Annotated in this window: 21 protein-coding genes; 8 read left to right on the top strand and 13 right to left on the bottom strand. The window is 68.9% G+C overall.

Going from position 1 to position 19,675, the window contains the following annotated elements; translation table 11 throughout:
- Positions 1-2 precede the first annotated feature (2 nt).
- The 3 genes from ALI144C_RS34740 to ALI144C_RS34730 form a co-directional block, all read right to left on the bottom strand.
- On the bottom strand, positions 3-1,427 hold the full coding sequence (locus ALI144C_RS34740; protein WP_076991408.1) for an FAD-dependent oxidoreductase: 1,425 nt from the start codon (positions 1,425-1,427) through the stop codon (positions 3-5).
- Positions 1,424-3,448: a molybdopterin oxidoreductase family protein gene (locus ALI144C_RS34735; protein ID WP_076991407.1), complete on the bottom strand. Its 2,025-nt coding sequence runs from the start codon at positions 3,446-3,448 to the stop codon at positions 1,424-1,426. Before ALI144C_RS34735 ends, ALI144C_RS34740 begins: the two co-directional genes overlap by 4 nt.
- Positions 3,449-3,573: 125 nt before the next feature.
- Entirely contained in the window at positions 3,574-4,368 is a 795-nt protein-coding gene (locus ALI144C_RS34730; protein ID WP_076991406.1) for a TIGR02569 family protein, read from the bottom strand.
- Positions 4,369-4,526: 158 nt separating this feature from the next.
- Between ALI144C_RS34730 and ALI144C_RS34725 the strand changes: the two genes are divergently transcribed.
- Positions 4,527-5,018 (top strand): MarR family winged helix-turn-helix transcriptional regulator, encoded by a 492-nt coding sequence (locus ALI144C_RS34725; RefSeq protein ID WP_076991405.1) that lies wholly within the window; start codon positions 4,527-4,529, stop codon positions 5,016-5,018.
- 43 nt (positions 5,019-5,061) lie between these two features.
- On the opposite strand, the gene moeZ is transcribed toward ALI144C_RS34725, so the two are convergent.
- From moeZ to ALI144C_RS34710, 3 genes are all read right to left on the bottom strand, one after another.
- Entirely contained in the window at positions 5,062-6,243 is a 1,182-nt protein-coding gene (gene moeZ, locus ALI144C_RS34720; RefSeq protein ID WP_076991404.1) for an adenylyltransferase/sulfurtransferase MoeZ, read from the bottom strand.
- A 75-nt stretch (positions 6,244-6,318) separates the two neighbouring features.
- Positions 6,319-7,410 (bottom strand): DUF3152 domain-containing protein, encoded by a 1,092-nt coding sequence (locus tag ALI144C_RS34715; protein WP_076991403.1) that lies wholly within the window; start codon positions 7,408-7,410, stop codon positions 6,319-6,321.
- 61 nt (positions 7,411-7,471) lie between these two features.
- Positions 7,472-8,449, bottom strand: coding sequence for an alpha/beta fold hydrolase (locus tag ALI144C_RS34710; RefSeq protein WP_076991402.1), 978 nt, complete (start codon positions 8,447-8,449; stop codon positions 7,472-7,474).
- Between the two features lie 107 nt (positions 8,450-8,556).
- On the opposite strand from ALI144C_RS34710, the gene ALI144C_RS34705 reads away from it, so the two are divergent.
- Positions 8,557-9,183, top strand: coding sequence for a TetR/AcrR family transcriptional regulator (locus tag ALI144C_RS34705; RefSeq protein ID WP_076991401.1), 627 nt, complete (start codon positions 8,557-8,559; stop codon positions 9,181-9,183).
- Between the two features lie 37 nt (positions 9,184-9,220).
- On the opposite strand, the gene ALI144C_RS34700 is transcribed toward ALI144C_RS34705, so the two are convergent.
- Positions 9,221-10,132: an AurF N-oxygenase family protein gene (locus ALI144C_RS34700; RefSeq protein WP_076991400.1), complete on the bottom strand. Its 912-nt coding sequence runs from the start codon at positions 10,130-10,132 to the stop codon at positions 9,221-9,223.
- Positions 10,133-10,191: 59 nt separating this feature from the next.
- Here ALI144C_RS34700 and ALI144C_RS34695 point away from each other — a divergent pair, with 59 nt between their 5' ends.
- On the top strand, positions 10,192-10,893 hold the full coding sequence (locus ALI144C_RS34695; protein ID WP_076991399.1) for a TetR/AcrR family transcriptional regulator: 702 nt from the start codon (positions 10,192-10,194) through the stop codon (positions 10,891-10,893).
- The gene (locus ALI144C_RS34690) at positions 10,890-11,204 is read left to right on the top strand and encodes a DUF4873 domain-containing protein (RefSeq protein WP_076991398.1); all 315 of its coding nucleotides are present in this window, start codon (positions 10,890-10,892) and stop codon (positions 11,202-11,204) included. Before ALI144C_RS34695 ends, ALI144C_RS34690 begins: the two co-directional genes overlap by 4 nt.
- 39 nt (positions 11,205-11,243) lie before the next feature.
- Here ALI144C_RS34690 and ALI144C_RS34685 read toward each other — a convergent pair whose 3' ends face one another.
- Entirely contained in the window at positions 11,244-11,474 is a 231-nt protein-coding gene (locus ALI144C_RS34685) for a DUF3107 domain-containing protein (protein ID WP_076991397.1), read from the bottom strand.
- A 44-nt stretch (positions 11,475-11,518) separates the two neighbouring features.
- Positions 11,519-12,190 carry a ferritin-like fold-containing protein gene (locus ALI144C_RS34680; protein ID WP_076991396.1) on the bottom strand — a complete coding sequence of 224 codons (672 nt, stop codon included), beginning with the start codon at positions 12,188-12,190 and terminating at the stop codon, positions 11,519-11,521.
- Positions 12,191-12,446: 256 nt separating this feature from the next.
- Here ALI144C_RS34680 and ALI144C_RS34675 point away from each other — a divergent pair, with 256 nt between their 5' ends.
- Genes ALI144C_RS34675 through ALI144C_RS34665 form a run of 3 tightly spaced genes read left to right on the top strand, consistent with a single transcriptional unit; the run spans position 12,447 to position 16,300 of the window.
- Positions 12,447-14,054, top strand: coding sequence for a DEAD/DEAH box helicase (locus tag ALI144C_RS34675; protein ID WP_076991395.1), 1,608 nt, complete (start codon positions 12,447-12,449; stop codon positions 14,052-14,054).
- Between the two features lie 45 nt (positions 14,055-14,099).
- On the top strand, positions 14,100-15,437 hold the full coding sequence (locus tag ALI144C_RS34670) for an Rv3212 family protein (RefSeq protein WP_083753635.1): 1,338 nt from the start codon (positions 14,100-14,102) through the stop codon (positions 15,435-15,437).
- Positions 15,434-16,300: an alpha/beta fold hydrolase gene (locus ALI144C_RS34665; RefSeq protein ID WP_076991394.1), complete on the top strand. Its 867-nt coding sequence runs from the start codon at positions 15,434-15,436 to the stop codon at positions 16,298-16,300. The genes ALI144C_RS34670 and ALI144C_RS34665 overlap by 4 nt, the downstream gene beginning before the upstream one ends.
- Here ALI144C_RS34665 and ALI144C_RS34660 read toward each other — a convergent pair.
- Positions 16,275-16,883: a TetR/AcrR family transcriptional regulator gene (locus ALI144C_RS34660; protein ID WP_076991393.1), complete on the bottom strand. Its 609-nt coding sequence runs from the start codon at positions 16,881-16,883 to the stop codon at positions 16,275-16,277. The two genes, ALI144C_RS34665 and ALI144C_RS34660, sit on opposite strands and share 26 nt — an antisense overlap.
- Positions 16,884-16,946: 63 nt before the next feature.
- On the opposite strand from ALI144C_RS34660, the gene ALI144C_RS34655 reads away from it, so the two are divergent.
- Complete coding sequence (locus ALI144C_RS34655) at positions 16,947-17,420, top strand: GNAT family N-acetyltransferase (protein ID WP_076991392.1); 474 nt, start codon at positions 16,947-16,949, stop codon at positions 17,418-17,420.
- A gap of 2 nt (positions 17,421-17,422) precedes the next feature.
- On the opposite strand, the gene ALI144C_RS57955 is transcribed toward ALI144C_RS34655, so the two are convergent.
- From ALI144C_RS57955 to ALI144C_RS34640, 3 genes are read right to left on the bottom strand one after another with little or no spacing between them, the layout of a single operon-like run.
- Complete coding sequence (locus ALI144C_RS57955; protein ID WP_237774460.1) at positions 17,423-18,082, bottom strand: hypothetical protein; 660 nt, start codon at positions 18,080-18,082, stop codon at positions 17,423-17,425.
- Complete coding sequence (locus ALI144C_RS34645) at positions 18,079-18,885, bottom strand: RecB family exonuclease (protein ID WP_076991566.1); 807 nt, start codon at positions 18,883-18,885, stop codon at positions 18,079-18,081. The genes ALI144C_RS57955 and ALI144C_RS34645 overlap by 4 nt, the downstream gene beginning before the upstream one ends.
- Before the next feature lie 37 nt (positions 18,886-18,922).
- On the bottom strand, positions 18,923-19,552 hold the full coding sequence (locus ALI144C_RS34640; RefSeq protein ID WP_083753664.1) for a MarC family protein: 630 nt from the start codon (positions 19,550-19,552) through the stop codon (positions 18,923-18,925).
- Between the last annotated feature and the right edge of the window lie 123 nt (positions 19,553-19,675).

The raw sequence follows: 19,675 nt of genomic DNA, 5'->3' as shown, positions 1-19,675 counted from the left end.
GTTCATCCCTGTGTCTTGTCGGAGAGCCAATCGGCTATGCCGCACACCGCGTCGCGGCAGCTGCCGCACCCGGTCGTCGCCCTCGTGGCCGACGCCAGTCCGCGTACGTCGGTGGCGCCGGATCGCCACGCCGTGATCAGTTGGGCCTTCGTCACCGAGTTGCACCGGCACACCACAGTGTTGGCGGGCAGCTCGGCCGGGCTCGCCGCGGCCGTCGCCGAGGTCGGCAAGGCGCGTCCCAACAGGACGGCCAGCCGGTCGGACGGCACGGGCACGCGGCTGTCGTAGAGTTGGGTGATCGTGGCCGCCGCGTCCGGCGCGCCGATCATGATCGCCCCTGCCACACGGTCCTGTCTGATCACCAGTTTCGTGTACCGGCCGCGCGTCGGATCGCTGAGGCACAGGACTTCCGCGTCCGCGGTGTGCACGTCGGCGTGCACGTCGCCCAGTGCCGCCAGGTCGACGTCCCTGGCCTTGAGCCGGGTGACGACGGGCGTCCCCCGGTACCGCTTCGCCACGTTCGTCCCGGTCAGCAGGTCCGCGAGGACCTCGGCCTGGTCCCAGGCCGACTGCACGAGCCCGGCCGTCGTGCCCGGGTGCTGCGCGCAGTCGCCGATCGCGTGGATCCGCGGATCGCTGGTGCGCAGGCAGTCGTCGACCAGGACGCCCCGGTCGACGTCCAGCCCGGCCGCGGTGGCCAGGTCGGTCTCCGCCTTCACACCGGCGGTCACCACGACCATGTCCGCGGGAACCAGTCCGTCGTCGAGCTTCAGGCCGTCACCGGGTGCGTAGCCGGTGACCTTCGCGCCGACCCGGACCTCGACACCCAATGTGGACAGTTGCGCAGCGAGCACTCTGCCTGCCGCCTCGTCGAGCTGGCGTTCCATCAGGTGCCCGACGGGGTGCACCACGGTCACCTGACAGCCCCTGGCCGCGAGCCCGCGCGCGGCCTCGATTCCCAGCAGTCCGCCACCGAGCACGGCCACCGGCGCACCTGGCCGGGCCGCACCGAGGATCCCCGCGCAGTCGTCGAGTGTCCGAAAGGTGTGCACGCCAGGGGCTTGCGGGTGCAGACCGGGCACAGGCGGGATCCACGCGCGACTGCCGGTGGCCAGGACCAGGACGTCGTAGCCGATCGTGCTGCCGTCGGAGAGCGTGACTTTGCGCGCGCCCCGGTCGATCCCCGTGACACTCATGCCGAGCCGGACTTTCTCGCGCCATTCGTCACCGTGCAACGTAACGTTTTCCGGTTTCATGGTCCCCGCGACGACGCCGGACAGCAACACACGATTGTAGGCAATGTGTGGTTCCGCACCGAGAACTGTCAGTGCTATGTGTCCACGTTCCTTGTCACGCCTGAGTATTTCCTCGGCCAATCGGGCACCGGCCATCCCGTACCCGGCCACGACCACCTGACGTGGGATCATTCGATGCCCCCATGGAGTAGACGAACCGCGCAGACTTTGAACTCGGGCATCCGGCTCGCCGGGTCGAGTGCCGGATTGGTCAACCGGTTCGCACTGTGCACACCCGGAAAGTGGAAGGGAAGGAACACGGTGTCCGGTCGCATCGACACCACACACCGGACTCGGGCGGAGACCTCGCCGCGCCGCGACTCGACTGTGGCCATGTCGCCGTCGGCGAGACCGGCTCGTGCGGCGGTGTCCGGATGTACCTCTACATAGGACTCCGGCACGGCGCCGACGAGCTCGTCGATCCGTCGGGTCTGGGCACCGGACTGGTAGTGCGCCAGCACCCGCCCGGTCGTCGCCATCAGCGGGAACTCGTCGTCAGTAGGCTCAGCCGGTCCTTTGTGGTCGACAGGGGCGAACCGGGCCCGGCCGTCCGCGTGCCCGAACCGCTCGGTGAAAAGCCTTGGTGTGCCGGGGTGGCGGCGGTCGGGCACCGGCCAGTGCAGCGCTTCGCCGTCACGCAGCCTGGCGTAGGTGATGCCCGAGTAGTCGGCGATCCCACCGGCGGAGGCCTCGGCGAGCTCGTCGAACACCTCCTCGGCGATGGTGGGGAACATCTTCGCCGGCGCGCCCAGCCTGATCGCGAGTTCCCGCAGCACTCCCAGGTCCGAGCGGACACCGGGCGGCGGCGACAGCGCGGGCCTGCGGTGTAGCACCCGGCCTTCGAGGTTGGTCAGGGTCCCTTCCTCCTCGGCCCACTGGGTCACCGGCAGGACGACGTCGGCGAGCTCCGTGGTCTCGTTCGGCACGAAGTCCGCGACGACAAGCAGGTCAAGGGCTTTCAGCCGCTCGGTCACGTGTGTCGCGCGCGGCGCGGAGACGACCGGGTTGCTGCCGAAGACAAGCAGACCCTTCGGTCCGTCGGGGCGGCCCAGCGCGTCGAGCAGTTCGTATGCCGATCGGCCGGGCCCGGGTAGGGAACGCGGGTCGACGCCCCACACCCTCGCAACGTGCTCGCGTGCCGCTGGGTCGTCGATCTTGCGGTATCCCGGGAGTTGGTCGGCCTTCTGGCCGTGTTCCCTGCCACCCTGGCCGTTTCCCTGTCCGGTCAGGCATCCGTAGCCGTTGCCGGGCGTGCCGGGCAGGCCGAACGCGAGCGCCAGGTTGATCCACGCGCTGACCGTGTCCGTGCCGCTCGCATGCTGTTCCGCACCGCGTGCGGTGAGGATGTAGGCGTTCTTGGCCTCATGCAGCATTCGCGCCACTGTGCGCTGGTCTGTCGCCGCGACTCCGGTGACGCGCTCCACGCGCTCCGGCCACCACGCCGCCGCAATCCGCCACGCGTCCTCGAAGTTCTGAGTTCTGCGTTCAATGTAATCGTGTTCTACATATCCCTCGCTGAAGGCTGAATGCAGAATTCCGAGTGCGAGAGCCAAGTCGGTGCCGGGTGCGGGGCGCAAGTGGAGTGCGGCCCGCTCGGCGGTGGCGGTGCGGCGCGGATCGACGACGATCAGACCGGCCTTGATGTGCTGCATGAACGGCGGCATCGTCTCCGCCGGGTTGGCGCCCACCAGGAGGATGACGTCGGCGGCGTCGAGATCCGTGACGGGAAAGGGCAGCCCGCGGTCCACGCCGAACGCCTTGGTGCCCGCCGCCGCGGCCGACGACATGCAGAACCGGCCGTTGTAGTCGATCTGCGAGGTCCGCAGGGCGACACGGGCGAACTTGCCCAGCGCGTAGGCCTTCTCGTTCGTGAGCCCCCCACCGCCGAAGACGGCCATGCCGTCGCGTCCATGGTCGAGTTGGATGCGCTCGATCCGTTCGGCGATGTGATCGAGGGCCGCGTCCCAGCTCACTGGGCGGCCGTGCAACAACGGCGTGGTCAACCTGACAGGACTGGTGAGCAACGCGCCGGACGTCCAGCCCTTCTGGCACAACCCACCCCGGTTCGTGGGGAACTCGCGTGGCGTGACTTGGGCGCCGTCCAGTGTCATCGCGCACTGCAGCGCGCAGTAAGGGCAATGCGTCTCGGCCATCACGCGCAAGACGCTAAGGAGCCGTTGTTACCTCTTGATGCGGCCATGTTTCGACTATGCGACGTTGGCTGCTCAGCGGACCTTTTTCCACCGTGAGGGTGGCGAGCCGGTCCGGTCGGCCGCACTCAGAGCAGCTGGTCGACCTGCTCGGCGACCCGGGTGAGGCCCTTCAACGACTCGACAGTGGACTTCGGGTGCAGAGCGTGCACGGCCAGCCGGAACAGCAACGCCTGCAGCAGCGTCTGCGGCCATTCGGCCAGATGCGCCCACCGGCCGATGATGCCGTCGTCGGCACCGCCCCACGCCAGGGAGTCGACGACGACCACGGCCGCCGCCCACTCCGTCGGGCGCCAGTACGGCCGGAAGTCGATCAGGCCGGGGTCGGCCTCGCCGACGAACAGCACGTTGCCGAACAGGTCGCCGTGGACGACCTGTTTGGTCAGCTTGGTCGGCTTGCGCTTGGTGCTGAGCTCCTCGAAGAGCTCACCGCCGCGGTCGGCTTTCAACGGCATGTCGAGCTCGCCACCGGCGACCCGGTCGGCGACGGCGAACACGTCCTGCCTGGCGTCGATGAAGCGGGGACGCGGCAGGTTCTTCAACGCCTCGTGCAGCGTGAGCGAGACGGCGATGACCTCGTCGTGCCGTGGCTCGGCGTGGCCCTCGATGAAGCGGTAGGCCGCCCAGCCACCGACGACCCAGCGGCCGTCGGTGCTTCGTAACGGCCGCCCGATCCGCAGACCGGGCACGTGCAGTTCGCCCAGCGCCTTCGCGACCCATGCCGCTTCGGCTGGGCTGTTGGCCGGCTTGAAGGCGCCGTCCCCGCATCGCCACATCGGACCGGCGTCGATCAACTCCGGCTCCGCGTCCCGTGCGCCGAACGCGGCACGGACGTGAGGTGGTGGCGGCTTCGGAGTACCCATCGGCAGGCACGCTACCGCGTCCCGCCCCGATTGAGGCTCCCCGCCACGCCATTCGTGTCGGGGGCGTGGGAATGGCGACGCCGGTGTACCGCGTACAACGGGCCGCCCGGAGGTAGCCTTCCCGTCAAGTAGGTGAACGTTGAGACAGTTGGTGGCCGATGCGCGACGCGGTGGACGAGATCCTGGCCCAGTGGCGGACCGAGCGCCCCGACATCGACCCGTGGCCGATGGGCATCGTCGGCCGGATCTCCCGGCTGTCCCGCGTACTCGACCGCGAGCTCAAGGAGTTCTTCGCCGGACACGGCCTGGAGAGCTGGGAGTTCGACGTCCTGGCGGCGCTCCGCAGGTCAGGATCGCCCTACGAGCTGACGGCCGGTGCGCTCATCCGGACGGCGATGGTGACGTCCGGCGCGATCACCAACCGGATCGACCGCCTGACAGCCCGGGGCTTCGTCGAGCGCGTCCCCGACGAACAAGACCGCCGCTCGGTCCGCGTCCGCCTGACCGGCGAGGGCAGAGCACTGGTCGACGACATCCTCGCGGCCCACGTGGCGAATGAGACCCGCCTGCTCTCAGCACTGCCCGCGGATGAACGGGATCACTTGGCCGGTTCGCTGCGCGGCCTGCTGAGCTCCTTGGGCGACACGTGAAACGGCCCCACGGCGAACCGTGGGGCCGTCACCGGAGAAAACCTCAGTACGTCGGCAGGCTCGGGTCGACGTCCCGCGCCCAGCCGAGCACGCCGCTGCCCACGTGCACAGCGTCGGCGAATCCCGCCTTGTGCAGCGCGGCAAGGGCTTCCGCCGAGCGGGCGCCCGACTTGCAGTGCAGCACGATCGGCTTGTCCTGGGGCAGTTGCGCCAGCGCCTCGCCGGACAGGATCCGGTCCTTCGGGATCAGGACGGCGCCCGGGATCGACACGATCTCGTACTCGTGCTGCTCGCGGACGTCGATGAGCGCGAAGTTGTCGCCCCGGTCGAACTTCTCCTTCAGCTCACGCGGGGTGATGGTCGACCCGGCGGCCGCCTTCTGCGCGTCGTCGGACACGACTCCGCAGAACGCCTCGTAGTCGATCAGCTCGGTGATCTTCGGGCTCTCCGGGTCCTTGCGGATCTTGATGGTCCGGTAGCTCATCTCGAGTGCGTCGTAGACCATCAGCCTGCCGAGCAGCGGCTCGCCGATGCCCGTCAGCAGCTTGATCGCCTCGGTCACCATGACCGAACCGATCGACGCGCACAGCACACCGAGCACGCCGCCCTCCGCGCACGACGGGACCATCCCGGGTGGCGGCGGCTCCGGGTAGAGGTCCCGGTAGTTGAGGCCCTTGCCGTTGGGCGCGTCCTCCCAGAAGACGCTGACCTGGCCTTCGAAGCGGAAGATCGAACCCCACACGTACGGCTTGCCCAGCAGCACCGCGGCGTCGTTCACCAGATACCGGGTGGCGAAGTTGTCCGTGCCGTCCAGGATCAGGTCGTAGTCGCGGAAGATCTCGAGTGCGTTCTCCGAGTTCAGGTGCGCCTCGTGCAGGTTCACCTTGACGAACGGGTTGATCTCCGCGATCGACTCGCGCGCCGAGACCGCCTTCGGCTTGCCGACGTCCGACACGCCGTGGATCACCTGGCGCTGCAGGTTCGACTCGTCCACCACGTCGAAGTCGACGACTCCGAGCGTGCCGACACCGGCGGCGGCCAAGTACAGCAGCGCGGGGCTGCCGAGGCCACCCGCGCCGACGACGAGCACACGAGCGTTCTTCAGCCGCTTCTGACCGTCGACTCCAACATCTGGGATGATCAGGTGCCTGCTGTAGCGGGCCACCTCGTCCTTGGTCAGCTCCGCGGCGGGCTCCACCAGCGGCGGCAGCGAACTACCTGGCATCGACTCCTCCTAAGCGTCCGCTCCAATCCAACACCGCCGGGGGCCGGATGCTTCCGCGATGCCCACATTGCGGGATCAGGAACCGGGCGGCTTACCCTGCGGGTTGGGGTACGGATTGGTCTTGCAGACCTTCCCGTCCGCCTTCACCGGGTCTCGCGTGCCCGGCACCGCGTCGTTGAGCTGGGCAACGTAGTTGTTGTTCACGCCGAACGACTGCTGCATCATCACCGGCGCGAGCCCGTCGTTCTGCGCACAGCCCTCGTGACCGCGGCCGAACGCGTGACCAACCTCATGGTTGATGGCGTAGACCCGGTAGAGCCCCATGTCACCGTTGAAGGCCAACGCCCCACGCACCCATCGGGCGAGGTTGATGACGACGCGACCGTCACGGGACAACCGGCACGACGACTCATACGGGATGGTTCGCCCGCACAGCTTGTGCGTCGTCTCCGGCGTGGTCAGCGAGATGCGCACGAGAGGCTTGTCTGTCACGCGCTGCACCGCGATGCGTGGATCGCTTGTCCAGCCACGCGGGTCGGCCAGGGTGGAGTCGACCAGTCCGGCGAACGCGTCGTCCCCGCCACCGACGTCCGTCGCGGTGATGCCGTTCTCGATCTCGATCGAGTACGTGTACGTCTTCTGCGTGCCCTGGCCGACCTTGGGTCCGGTGCCGGGGACCACGCGGAACGTCTCGGGGCCTGCCTGGGTGAAGTCACGGCCCGGTGGCAGTTCCGCCGTGGGGATCTTGGCGTCGATCGGGGTGACCGGCTTCTCGGTGGCGTCCGGGGTGTCCGTGGGGACCTCGTTGGTGCCGCCGATCGCCGCCGCGGTGTTGCCCACCTGCTGCGTCTTGCCGGTCGGCTCGGTGTTGGTGGTGTCCCACACCACGAGCGCGGTGATCACCAGGAGGATCGGGATCGCGTACAGCCGCCAGCCGTAGACGGCCAGGATGCCGCGCTTGCGGACCGGCGGGATGCGCCGATACGACTCCTCGGCGTTCTCGGCGTCCGGTTTCCACGCCGCTGCCAGTGGTTCGCCGGACGCGCGTCGCGTGCCACGCTCGTACCGGTCATCAGTCGTGCGACGTCCATGGGGTCCCCGCGTGGACGCGCGTGATGCTCCGGAACGTGACTTCTTGGGCGGCGAGACGTCTCCTCCTTGCGTCATCCGGCTCACGACCTACAGGGTGCCACATCACTCTCCGATAACGATGGCGCAACCGGCTGGGTTACCAGGCCCCCTCCCGTTGTGCTTCCCAGAGCCCCAACGTGGCCCGCGCCACGGTCTCTGGCCGTTCCATTTGCGCGACGTGTCCGGTGCGGGGCAGGACAAGCAGGCGTCCGCGGGGCAGCAGCCGCGCGGTTCGAGGCGCCTTACGGACAGTCACCAGCTTGTCCTCCGCGCCCCAGATCACCAGCGTGGGCGCGGAAATCCGGGGCACGATCCGCCACAGCGACTGCGACGGCGGCACCAGCCAGGCCCGGAACAGGCCCAGCGTCAGGCTCATCAGCGCCTGCGCCGCCCACGTGATCTTCGATCGTTCGACGAACTCGTTCGCGGTCTCGTGCAGCCGGTGCGGCGGGACCATCGACGGGTCCGCGAAACACAGGTTCACCAGTTGTTGCGCGCGCTGCATGGGCGTCAGCATGGCCAGTTGGCGTCTGAACCGCGCGCCGATGATCGGCATCATCGCGAACGGGATCCGCCGGTCGGACATCCGGCTCGGGAACGGCCGCAGGTCCGGGACCGCGGGCGAGACCAGCGTCAGCGTCTTCACCAGATCGGGGTGGCGGGCCGCGAGGATCATCGCGGTCGCCCCGCCGAGCGAGTTGCCGAACAGGTGCACCGGTCCGTGACCAAGACCACGCACGAACGCGGCCAGCGTCTCGGCCTGGTCGGCCAGGTCGAAGGTGTACCCGGTGGGTGGTTCGGACCGACCCGCTCCCGGCATGTCGACGGCGATGCCCTGCGCGTGCAGCGACAACTGCCCGGCCAGGTCGGTCCAGTTCATCGACGATCCGCCGAGGCCGTGCACGAACACCGCCGTCTCGTCGGACGGGCCCGGCGTCCTGCGGATGTGCAGCCGGACACCACCGGCCTCGACGTACTCGCCGGGCCACGGCAGCTGCGTGGTGTCCAGTGGCGGACGCGGCGCGTCGGACAGCGGGACTCTGGTCAGCGGGGCGCGCTCACTGGTCAGGTTCATTTTTCCAGTGTGCCCGCAGTTCAGAGTGGTTATGCGGGCTCGAATGCCGAGACACCCGCCCGACGGACATACCGGCGAGTAAGGTTGGGGAGAAGCGAGGAGGCCGTATGTCGGAAACGATCCAGCAGGGCACCAAGAGCGCCCGGCTGCCCAGGACTGCCCGGCGCGCGCAACTGCTCGCCGCGGCACAGGACGTGTTCGCCGCAAACGGCTACCACGCCGCCGCCATGGACGAGATCGCCGAGCGGGCCGGGGTCAGCAAACCGGTGCTCTACCAGCACTTCCCCGGCAAGCTCGAGCTGTACATGGCACTGCTGCAGACCCACGCCGACCAGCTGATCGCGGGCGTGACGGGTGCGCTGGACTCGACCACCGACAACAAGCTGCGCGTGCAGGCGGCCGTCGGGGCGTACTTCGACTTCGTCGACAGCGAGGGTGAGGCGTTCCGGTTGGTGTTCCAGTCGGACATTCGCGGCGAGCCGGTCGTGCACGAGACGATCGAGCGCGCGACCAAGGCCTGTGTGGACGCGATCACGGCGACCATCACCGCGGACGCGGGCATGGACGAGGAGCGGGCGCGGCTGCTGGCCGTCGGCCTCGTCGGTGCCAGCCAGGTCGCGGCCCAGTCGTGGCTGGCGAGCAACCGGCCGATCGCCAAGCACGAGGCCGTGAAGCTGATCTCGACGCTGGCGTGGCGCGGCATCGGTGGCGGTTACCCGCTGCAGCCGCACTGATCCCGATCGGCCCCCGATCCGCGGCCGGGGCGCACGGTCAGCGTTTGACCAGGAAGGACGCCTTCCAGAACGCCATACCCGGCCCGCCGACCAGTCCGGCCTCGTCGAGGAACTTCATGATCCGCTCCCCCGCCCAGTGCAGCGTCTCCTGGAAGTAGGGGTTGTTCCGCGCGACCTTGGCCGCTTCCCTCGGGTCGAGTCCGACGGACTTGTACACGCGCGGGTTGATCAGACTGCTGGTGATGCCGTGGGAGACGGCCGCGATGAGCAACTGCTGGTACGGCAGTTCCCAGCGGCGCAGTTCCTTCATGCCGCGCACGACTTCCTGGCGCGCGAACGTGACGTGCCGCGCCTCTTCGAGCACGTGGATCTTGTTGACCATGCGCACGAGCGACTGCACGTTGGGGTCCGCCATGCTCTCGCGCTGGATGCGGTCCAGTATCTCCTCGGCGACCAGGATCGAGCCGTACAGCGCGGGGCCGTAGCCGATCACGGGCAGCAGTTTGCCCAGTTTCTTGAGGATCGCGGGTGGCCCGTACGCGGGTGCGCCGACCCGCTCGACGAAGCGGGCGAACATCGTCGAGTGACGGCATTCGTCGGCGATCTCGGTCAGCGCGTACTGGGCGTGCCGGGTGGTCGGGTCGATCCGGTAGACGTCCTTGAGCAGCATCTGCATCAGCAGCACCTCGAACCAGATGCCGTTGCTGGCGACGCTGGCGACCTCGTGCTTGCTCAGCTCGATGCGCTGCTCGGGGGTCAACCGGTCCCACAGATGGGTGCCGTACAGCGAGACGCGGTGGTCCGGCGTGTAGTACATGCCTTCGTTGAGCGGGGCGTTCCAGTCGATGTCGACCTGGGGGTCGTAGAACTTGTCGGCCGACGAGTTCAGCAGCCGCTCGGCGGTCTTCTCGCGGTCGGATCCCTCGGCAACTCGCACCACGCGGCTCATCGTTGACACCCCTTTAGTGTTACCTGAAGTAACAGTTACCTCTGGTAGCATGCAGGCGCATGGGCGAAGGTGTCAAGAGAGACGGCGACGCACGGCGTGAGCGCTGGCGCGAACACCGCGCCGCCCGTCGCGCGGAGTTCGTGGAAGCGGCACTGAAAGCACTCGACGAACACGGTCCCGACCTCGCGATGGAACACGTCGCCGCGGCGGCGGGCGTGACCAAACCGGTGCTCTACCGGCACTTCACCGACAAGGCGGACCTGTTCGTCGCGCTCGGCCAGCGCGGTACGGAGATCCTGTTCGAACGGCTGATCCCGGCGATCAACCGCGAGGAAGCCCCCGTGCCGAGGATCCGCAAGAGCCTCGACGCCTTCTTCAGCGTGATCGAGGACCACCCGAACCTCTACCGGATGCTGGCCCGCAAGGCCTTCAACGGCAGGCCGGTCGACTCCGACCCCGTCCGCGAGGACAAGGAGATGATCGCGGCGGCCCTGACGAGCCTGCTCGGCGACTACATGCGCGCACTGGGGCTCGACTCGGGCGCGGCGGAACCGTGGGCGTACTCGATCGTCGGGATGGTGCAGACGACCGGTGAGTGGTGGCTGGACCGCAGGTCGATGACGCGCGACGCGCTCGTGGAGTACCTGACCACGATCATCTGGTCGGCCATCGACGGCTTCCTGCGCCAGCACGACATCCAGATCGACCCGGACAAGCCGATCGAGATCAACAAAGTGGTCCAGCTGAGGAGAGCCCGATGAGCGACGGTCACGAACACGACGAAGAGGGCTACACCGGCCCGGCCACCCTGCTGATCGACGACAAGGAGCTGGCGGTCGAGCTCGAACTGCGCGGCTACTTCCAACCGATCGACGGCTACTACCGCTGGTACGGCCGCATCAAGCAGAACCAGGACCTGACCGAGCTCGCGAGCGGCAAGAAGATCAAGGCGACTGTGCGAACCCCGCACGGCGAGGCCGTCGCCGAACTGTCCGACCCGGACCCGTGGAACCGATACCGGGTGATGGGCACAAGCAGGCCCCCATTCGCGACAGACCTCGTGAGTGGTTAGCCGAGTTCCCACCCGGCTGACCACTCACGAGAGCCAAGGTCAGGCCTTGACGGAGAAGCCGACCTTGCGAGTGTCGGCGGTGCCGATCTCGACGTACGCCACGCGCGCCGCCGGGATGATGTAGCGACGACCCTTGTCGTCGACGAGGGTCAGCTGGCCCGCGGGGTTCTTCAGCGCGTCGGCCACCAGCGCCTCAACCTCGTCGGGCGACAGGTTGCTCGTGAGGAGCAGCTCCCTCGGGCTGTCCACCACGCCGATCTTGACCTCCACGCTGACCTCCAGCTTTGTTCCCCGCACTTGGTGACGAGGCAAGGTTATCCGAGTCCGAGGGCTGTCATCCGCTTGCCGTGCGCCTGCTGCAGCCGACGGAACAGCGCCGCGATCCCGGCGAGGTCGCCGGATCCCGTCACGATCAGCTCCGTCAGGCCGTCGCGCTCGGCCACGATGTACTGGGCCTGCGTCAATCCCTCGCCCAGCAGCCTCCTGCCCCACAGGGTCAGCTTGTCACGCAGCGCCCGGTCCGCCTCGCAGGCCGCGCGGACTTCGCGCTCGGCGAACGCCGAGTGGCCTGTGTCGGCGAGCACACCCAGCACGAGGTCCTTGGTCGAGTCGTCCAGCCAGTGCGCCAGCTGGCTGTACAGGTCGGCCGCCAGGCCGTCGAACACGTAGGCCTTCACCAGCGACTCGTGCCAGCTGCGCGGCGGCGTCGAGGCGTGGAAGGCCTCGAAGTGCTGGATGAACGGCTCCATCGCCTCGGTCGGCCGCACACCGTGCCGGGTGAGGTAGTGCTCGATCTTGCTGTAGTGCCCGATCTCGGCCGCCGCCATCACCGCGAGCGCCGCGCGCCCGGCCAGGGTCGGCGCGCTGCGGGCGTCCTCCGACAGCCGGTCGAACGCGGAAAGCTCGCCGTAGGCCAGCACCCCCAGTAGATCGACAACTCCGTCCTGCAGCCGTGCGGAGTCCACCACGGATTCAGCCTCGCTCATGGCGGTGAGCGTAACGGCAGGACTGCCCAGGTAGACTGGGTGTGACGCCCGGCGTATCCCAACGCCGTGAGGCGACGTTTGAAAGACAGTGACGGCCAAGAGCCGTCACACGGAGGGTGTGTGCACGCCACGCTGGCCCTCCCGCGCCGACGCCACCCAGCGCCCGGCAGCGGTCGAGCGGCCCAACCAGGGCAGTGCGCACTGGTAAAGAGAGGCGATCACCCTGAGTTCACCCCACAACGAGAATCTGGATCCGCTGGCACTGGAACACAGCGAAGCCGGCGTTCCCGACACTGACACGTCCCACCCGCTGCAGGCCGGTGCCCACGTGCGCACCGACTCGCCGACGTTCGCCGAGTTCGGCGTCCGCGAGGAGATCGTCAAGGCGCTCTCGGCCGCGGGCATCGAGCGGACCTTCGCGATCCAGGAGCTGACGCTCCCGCTGGCGATGGCCGGTGAGGACATCATCGGTCAGGCCAGGACCGGTATGGGCAAGACCCTCGGCTTCGGCGTCCCGCTGCTGCACCGGCTCAACACGCCCGGCGACGGCACCCCGCAGATGCTCGTGGTCGTCCCGACCCGTGAGCTGTGTCTCCAGGTCGCGCACGACCTGACCGACGCGGGCAAACACCTGGGCGTCCGGCTGCTGGCCATCTACGGCGGACGCCCGTACGAGCAGCAGATCTCCGCGTTGCGCAAGGGCGTCGACGTGGTCGTCGGCACGCCCGGCCGCCTGCTCGACCTGGCCGAACAGCGCCACCTGGTCCTCGGCAAGGTCCGCTCGTTGGTGCTGGACGAAGCGGACGAGATGCTGGACCTCGGCTTCCTGCCGGATATCGAGCGGATCCTCGGGATGGTGCCCGACGAGCGGCAGACGATGCTGTTCTCGGCCACGATGCCGGGCCCGATCATCACGCTGGCCCGCACGTTCCTGTCCCAGCCGACGCACATCCGCGCCGAGGAGAACGACCAGGGCGCCATCCACGAGCGCACCCGCCAGTTCGTCTACCGCGCGCACTCGCTGGACAAGGAGGAGATCGTCGCGCGCGCCCTGCAGTCCGAGGGCCGCGGCCTGACGATGATCTTCGCGCGGACCAAGCGGACCGCCCAGAAAGTCGCCGACGACCTGGCCGAACGCGGTTTCGCCGCGGCGGCCGTGCACGGTGACCTCGGCCAGGGCGCCAGGGAGAAGGCGCTGCGCGCGTTCCGGTCCGGCAAGGTGGACGTGCTGGTCGCGACCGATGTCGCGGCGCGCGGTATCGACATCGACGACGTCACGCACGTGATCAACTTCCAGTGCCCCGAGGACGAGAAGACCTACGTCCACCGGATCGGCCGCACCGGCCGGGCCGGGCGCACCGGTGTGGCGGTCACCCTGGTCGACTGGGACGAGGAGTACCGCTGGAAGACCATCAGCGACGCGCTCAAGCTCGACATGCCCGAGCCGGTCGAGACGTACTCCACCTCCGAGCACCTGTTCGCCGACCTCGGCGTTCCGGCGGACGCCACGGGCAGGCTGCCCGAGGCCATGCAGACCCGCGCGGGCCTGGACGCCGAGCAGGAGGAGGACCTGACCGGAGGCAAGAAGAAGCGCCGCCGTGGCGGTTCCGGTTCCGGTTCGCGGACCCGTTCGGCCTCGCCGCGGGCCAAGGAGGCACCGGCGAGTGACAGCGGCGACGAACGGCCGCCGAGGCAGCGCCAGCGCAGGCGCCGCCGCGCGGGCCAGGAGGTGACCGGCGCCGCGGAGGAGACTCCGGCCACGCCGGACACCACCGAGTCGAAGGCCGCGGACAAGCCACGCCGCCAACGCACACGCCGGCGCGCCGGTGTCGAGGTGGCACGTGACGCCGGCGAAACCTCGTGAGTAGCGTGGAGTAGGGACTTCGCGAGCGATCACGAGGAGGACGACGTGTCGGAGACCGCCGAGCACGGGGAAGACGTGCTGGACGGGCCGGTTCCCGACGAGCCACCGCGGCCGCCGCGCACGTCGTTCCACCGCCGCAGGGACTTCCTCGCGGTCCTGGTGATCGTCGTGGTGGTGGTCGCCGGGTGGGTCCTGATCGGCACGTCCGGCGACTTCGCCGCGACGTCGTCGCAGACCGCGCCGGACGATCTGGAGACCCCGCAGGCGCCCAGCACGCTGCCGCCGTCGTTCGGCGAGGCGTGGCGGGCGCCGAGCGGCGCCACGCAGGCCCCCGTCGCCGTCGGACCGTCCGTGGTCACCGGTGACGGCAACGAAGTCGTCGGCCGCAACCCGTACACGGGCAAGCAGCGCTGGCGCTACGCCCGCGACATTCCACTGTGCACAGTCGGCGCGGAGTGGAACGAGGCGATCGCGGTCTACCGCAGGACTTCCACGTCGCTGCCGTCGAGCGACCCGGCCCACAACGGCACGTGCAGCGAGGTGACGTCGCTCAAGTCGACCACCGGCGAACGCGCCCACCAGCGCAACGGCGACGCCGAACTGGACACCCAGCTTCTGTCGGACGGGTCGTTGGTGACCACGACCGGCAAGCGCCTGATTAACACCTGGCGCAGCGATCTCGTGCAGACCATGGAGTACGGCGAGGTCCCCGACATCGTCAACCCGGACAAGCAGCCGCGGGTCGGCTGCACCTACGGCTCGATCGCCGTGACGCAGGGCCGGATCGGTGTCATCGAACGCTGCCCGGCCAAGTCGGACCCCACCGTGACGGGCGACGACCGGCTGACTGTCTACAAGCCGACCGGCAAGGAGAACGAGAGCGACGAGCCGCAGGTCGACTTCAGCATCACCATCGGCGGCAGTCGCGCCAGGGTGATCGCGCTGAACGAGACCTACACCGCGGTCGCGCTGCCGAACCCGAGCCGGGTCCTGGTCTACGACGGCCAGGGCAACAAGGTCGGCGAGTACCCGGTCGACGTGCCGGACGCCGACTTCGCCGGGGACCCGCCGCGCGGCGTCGTCCCGGTCACCAAGGGCACCGACGCGGTGTTCTGGTTCACCGGCAGCAGGACCATCGCGCTGTCGACGGCCGACCTCCGGCCACTGTGGACGAAGGAGAACACGCTGGGCGCCGGCGCGGTGTTCGCCGGTTACCTGCTGCTACCGGTAAAGGACGAGTACCTGGTGACCGATCAAGTGACCGGCGCACGCGTGGCCAGGACGCCGGTGAACCGCGGCGACCACACCGGACCGGTGCAGATGGCCACGCTGGGCCCGATGGTCCTGGAACAGCGCGGCCCGACATTGGTCGCGCTGCGATGACCGGCTCCCAGATCGACCCGCACCACGCCGACCGCGTCGACCTCCCCGGCCGCTACGGTCCGCTGGCCGCGTTGCGCCGTCCGGTGCCGAACGCCCCCATCGCCTTGCTGGTGCCCGGTTACACCGGGTCCAAAGAGGACTTCACGCCGCTGCTCGACCCGATAGCCGAAGCGGGAGTCGAACCGATCGCGATCGACCTGCCCGGCCAGTACGAGTCGGCCGGGCCGAAGGAGCTCGACGCGTACCTGCCCGCGTCGCTCGGCGGCCTGGTGGCCGAGCTCGTCGGGAAACTCGCTGCTGACGGACGGCCAATCCTGTTGGTCGGCCATTCCTACGGCGGCCTGGTCGCCAGGGGAGCCGTGCTGTCCGGCGCTCCGGTGCGGGGTTTGACCCTGATCAGCAGCGGCCCAGGCGAACTGCCGGTCGGGCCGCGGCGCAAGATGCTCGACCTGGCCGAACCCGTCCTGCGTGAGCAGGGTGTCGAGGCGTTGGCGACCTTCCGGCGCGCGCTGTACGAGAACGACCCAGCGTGGCGGAAACTGCCGGAGGAGCTGCGCTCGTTCCTCGACGCGCGGTTCCGCCGCAGCGGCGTCGAGTGCCTGCTGGGGATGGCTGTGGGGCTGCGGACCGAGCCCGATCTCGTGGACAGCCTCGCGCGTCAGCTGGAAACCACGGGCACACCGTGCCTGGTGGCGTGTGGCGCCGAGGACGACGCCTGGCCGATCGCGGCACAACGGGACATGGCCGAACGGGTCGACGCCGACTTCGCTGTGATCCCCGGCGCCCGGCACTCGCCCGCGATGGAGAATCCCGGGGCGCTGCTGGGGGTTCTGCTGTCTACGTGGCGGATGTGGCTGGCCTGATCAGCCCGAACGCGGCGAGGGTCGCGTCGAGCATGGCCTGTTGGGTGGCGGGCGGGTAGGCGGCCGGATCGGTCGAGCCGAAGGCCGCGGCCCCTTCCACCATCGCGATCAGGGCGTACGCCGTGGTCGTGACGCGCTCTCGTGGCCAGTTCGGCTCGACCGATTCGACGAGCCGGGTGATCCGTTCACGCCAGGACTTGTTGTTGGTGCGATGCAGGCCGGTCAGCTCGTCGTCACCGACTGCGGCGGCCAGGAACCCCACCCACACAACGCTTTCGGCCGCGGTCCGGTCGTCGAGCGCCATTCCTTGCGCGAGGACCGCGCGCAACGCGGCTCGCGCGGTGGACGCTTCAGCTTCGAGGTTCTCGGCGCGTTCACGGGTCCGTTCGTGCAGGAGTTGACGCGCGTGCAGCAACAACGCCCGGCGGTTGGGGAACCGGTGCATGACGAGCCCGGTGGTGCAGCCCGCCGCCGCGGCGACAGCGCGGATCGTGAGGCGTTCGATGCCCTGCTCGGCCAGTACGTTCCAGACCGCGTGGGACAGCTGCGCCTGTTGGGCGGGCATGTCGGCTGTTCGTGACATGGATCGCACCCCTCCTACTCGTAACAACTGTTACCGTAACAGATGTTATGGGAGGAGCGGGCGATGCTCGACGCACAGCGGTGGACGATCGAGGCCAGGCCGTGGGACGACCCGGCGGGCGAGGACCTCCGGCTCCGGCAGCGTGCCGAACTCGACGCCCGCTACGGCACCGACGACCACGAACCCGGCCCGCTGCCGACGGCGGCGGACGTCGACGTCTTCCTGGTCGCACTCGACGCGAACACCGGCCAAGCCATCGCCTGCGGCGCCCTGCGCAGGCTCGACGCCACTTCAGCGGAGATCAAGCGCATGTACGTCGCCCCGCACATGCGCGGCACCGGCGTCGCGACCGGCATGCTGCGCGCACTGGAAGCAGCCGCGGTGGAACGCCAGTGGCACACCGTCCGCCTGGAGACAGGAACGGAACAGCCCGACGCCATCCGCTTCTACCGCCGCGAGGGCTACCGCGAGATCCCGTTGTACGGCAACTACATCGGCTCGCCGATCTCACTCTGTTTCGAACGCGACCTGACCTGACGTCAGATCCACCAGAACAGAACAAGCACCGCCACAACGACAAGGGCTAAGCCAAAACCCGCGGCCAACGCGGGTCGGCCGGGCCTGCGATCGATCACCCGTTGCGCGTAGACAGCAAGACCAGCGGCGACGAGGTGCCCGACGAGCTCGATGACACCAAGCCCGGGAACCCCGTTGCTCCACGAGATGACCTGCAGAACCAGAACAGCGACGGCAAGGAGCACAAGCCCAGCCGCCAGGGCACCGCTCAGCTCACGCCAGAACCGGCCCTTGCGGGGCTTGTCCTTCCGCACGGCCTCCGGGCCTGGAACCGAGAAATCATCCGTGGGACGCTGCGGCGGATCCGCTGCGGACAACTCCTCAGTCACCTGCGGCAAGCTGTGACCGGAACCCGGATGCTTGGCCTCCCGCATCGACTTGCGCGCACCAGCCCCACGCGCCGAGCCCGGTGCGGGCAACTCCTCCGTCGCCTGCACCGCGCCGACCGACCCCTGACCCAGTCGTGCGCGGTTGCGGGAAACCCGCTGCCGCGTCGGACCTTCGACGGGCAGCTGCTCCGTGTTGGCGGCGGCGCGCTTGCCTTCCCGCGTCCGGTTCGGGGCGGGCAGTTCCTCGGTCGCGCCGGAGGTGGGCAGTTCGTCCGTCGGCTGGTCCGGCGTCACGGTGCCAGCATCCCCCACGGGGCTGTCGGCGGGCCCGCGGCTTGGCCTTCCGGGCAGTGGCGACGGAAGTCGCACCATGAGCATTGCCTTCCCACTTGCGGCGGGAACAGGACGTCCCGGTCGCCGCCTGCGTCGAGTGTGTCGGTGGCGAGCTGCAGTTCCTCCGCTGTCTCCTCCGCTCGGGCCTGGTGGCGCGCCAGCGATTCGTCTGTGTGCTCCCACACTGCGACATCACCTGTTGGCAGGTGGTGAAGTTCCACTCGGCGGCATTTGCGGCGCAGCGTTCGCGTTGTCGCTATCGCGTACATCGCGAGCGCCTGCGAGCCTCGGGCGTCGTCCGTCGTCAGCGCGCTTCGACCCGTTTTGTAGTCGATGATCACCAGTTCGCCGTCGCGGTCGTCGATGCGGTCGACTCGTCCTTCCGCCACGATCGTCCCCGCAGGCGCCGAGACCCAGCGCTCCAGGCCGATCGGGTCGACGGTCACGTCCGTCTCCGACAGGTAGCGGGCCACCCATTCGCGGGCGCGGTCGCGGTAGACGGCGGCTTGCGCCCCGTCGGCGAAACCGTCGTCCTTCCAATGCGTCGTCACCAGCGCCGCGCCGGCTTCGACCGTGCGCTTTTCCAGTGGTAAGTCGAAGAACGCCCGCAACGCGTTGTGCACGACGGCACCCAGCGTCGAGTGCGCGTACGCGCCGCCGCGCTGCGGAGCCGGGCGGTCCACGTACGTCATCCGGTAGCGACGCGGGCAATCCACCCACGTGGCCAGCTTCGACGGCGTGACCCGCACGAGCTTCTTCGGCATGCTGTCGAATCCGAGCTGCCCTTGCACGTTCTCAAAGTTACCCTGAGCCACTGACAAAACCGCGGACGGAGTCGGCCAGCAGCTGGACCGCGATCGCCGCCAGCAGCAGACCGGCGATCTTCGCCAGCAACGTGATGCCGCTTTCCTTGATCAGCCTGATCACCACGCCGGAGAACCGCAGGCAGATCCACAGCAGGAAGTGCACGGCGAGGATCGCCAACCCCAGCGCCACGTACGACCCGGTGTTGCCTTCCGCCTGCCGGACGAACACGATCGTCGCCGCGATGGCACCGGGTCCGGCCAGCAACGGTGTGCCGAGCGGGACCAGCGCGATGTTGACGTCCTCGACCTCCTGCGCCTCCGTGTGGCCGCTGCCGTGCAACAGGTCCAGCGCGATGATCAGCAACAGCAAGCCGCCCGCGCCCTGCAACGCCGGGATCCCGATGTGCAGGTACGACAGGATCGCCTGCCCGCCGATCGCGAACAGCGAGATCACCGCGAGCGAGACGAGCACGGCCTGCCGGGCCGCCCTGGCCCGCGCCGCTCGCGTCTTGCGGCCGACCAGGCTGAGGAAGACCGGGATGGTGCCCGGTGGGTCCATGATCACCACCAGGGTGATGGTGGTCGCGGTGAACATCCGCGCGTCGAAGTAGTCAGCCAGTGCCACCCGCACATCCAAACAGGACGGCAGCCGATCAGCACGTTCTCCCTGTTCACGGCCGCGCCGAAAGCCGCCGCGAGCGGGTTGAGACTGCGATGAGACGCCACCGGCCGGCGGCGCGCCTATCGT

Source organism: Actinosynnema sp. ALI-1.44, from assembly GCF_001984155.1.
Taxonomy (GTDB): Bacteria; Actinomycetota; Actinomycetes; order Mycobacteriales; family Pseudonocardiaceae; genus Kibdelosporangium.
Note: the sequence above shows the minus strand (reverse complement) of the source record. Positions and strands in the feature narration are given on the sequence as shown.

Excerpts from the sequence above, each read along its gene's own strand:
- ALI144C_RS34740 (WP_076991408.1), bottom strand. The coding sequence starts at position 1,427 with ATGATCCCACGTCAGGTGGTCGTGGCCGGGTACGGGATGGCCGGTGCC.
- ALI144C_RS34735 (WP_076991407.1), bottom strand. The coding sequence starts at position 3,448 with ATGGCCGAGACGCATTGCCCTTACTGCGCGCTGCAGTGCGCGATGACA.
- ALI144C_RS34730 (WP_076991406.1), bottom strand. The coding sequence starts at position 4,368 with ATGGGTACTCCGAAGCCGCCACCACCTCACGTCCGTGCCGCGTTCGGC.
- ALI144C_RS34725 (WP_076991405.1), top strand. The coding sequence starts at position 4,527 with ATGCGCGACGCGGTGGACGAGATCCTGGCCCAGTGGCGGACCGAGCGC.
- moeZ (WP_076991404.1), bottom strand. The coding sequence starts at position 6,243 with ATGCCAGGTAGTTCGCTGCCGCCGCTGGTGGAGCCCGCCGCGGAGCTG.
- ALI144C_RS34715 (WP_076991403.1), bottom strand. The coding sequence starts at position 7,410 with ATGACGCAAGGAGGAGACGTCTCGCCGCCCAAGAAGTCACGTTCCGGA.
- ALI144C_RS34710 (WP_076991402.1), bottom strand. The coding sequence starts at position 8,449 with ATGAACCTGACCAGTGAGCGCGCCCCGCTGACCAGAGTCCCGCTGTCC.
- ALI144C_RS34705 (WP_076991401.1), top strand. The coding sequence starts at position 8,557 with ATGTCGGAAACGATCCAGCAGGGCACCAAGAGCGCCCGGCTGCCCAGG.
- ALI144C_RS34700 (WP_076991400.1), bottom strand. The coding sequence starts at position 10,132 with ATGAGCCGCGTGGTGCGAGTTGCCGAGGGATCCGACCGCGAGAAGACC.
- ALI144C_RS34695 (WP_076991399.1), top strand. The coding sequence starts at position 10,192 with ATGGGCGAAGGTGTCAAGAGAGACGGCGACGCACGGCGTGAGCGCTGG.
- ALI144C_RS34690 (WP_076991398.1), top strand. The coding sequence starts at position 10,890 with ATGAGCGACGGTCACGAACACGACGAAGAGGGCTACACCGGCCCGGCC.
- ALI144C_RS34680 (WP_076991396.1), bottom strand. The coding sequence starts at position 12,190 with ATGAGCGAGGCTGAATCCGTGGTGGACTCCGCACGGCTGCAGGACGGA.
- ALI144C_RS34665 (WP_076991394.1), top strand. The coding sequence starts at position 15,434 with ATGACCGGCTCCCAGATCGACCCGCACCACGCCGACCGCGTCGACCTC.
- ALI144C_RS34660 (WP_076991393.1), bottom strand. The coding sequence starts at position 16,883 with ATGTCACGAACAGCCGACATGCCCGCCCAACAGGCGCAGCTGTCCCAC.
- ALI144C_RS34655 (WP_076991392.1), top strand. The coding sequence starts at position 16,947 with ATGCTCGACGCACAGCGGTGGACGATCGAGGCCAGGCCGTGGGACGAC.
- ALI144C_RS34645 (WP_076991566.1), bottom strand. The coding sequence starts at position 18,885 with ATGCCGAAGAAGCTCGTGCGGGTCACGCCGTCGAAGCTGGCCACGTGG.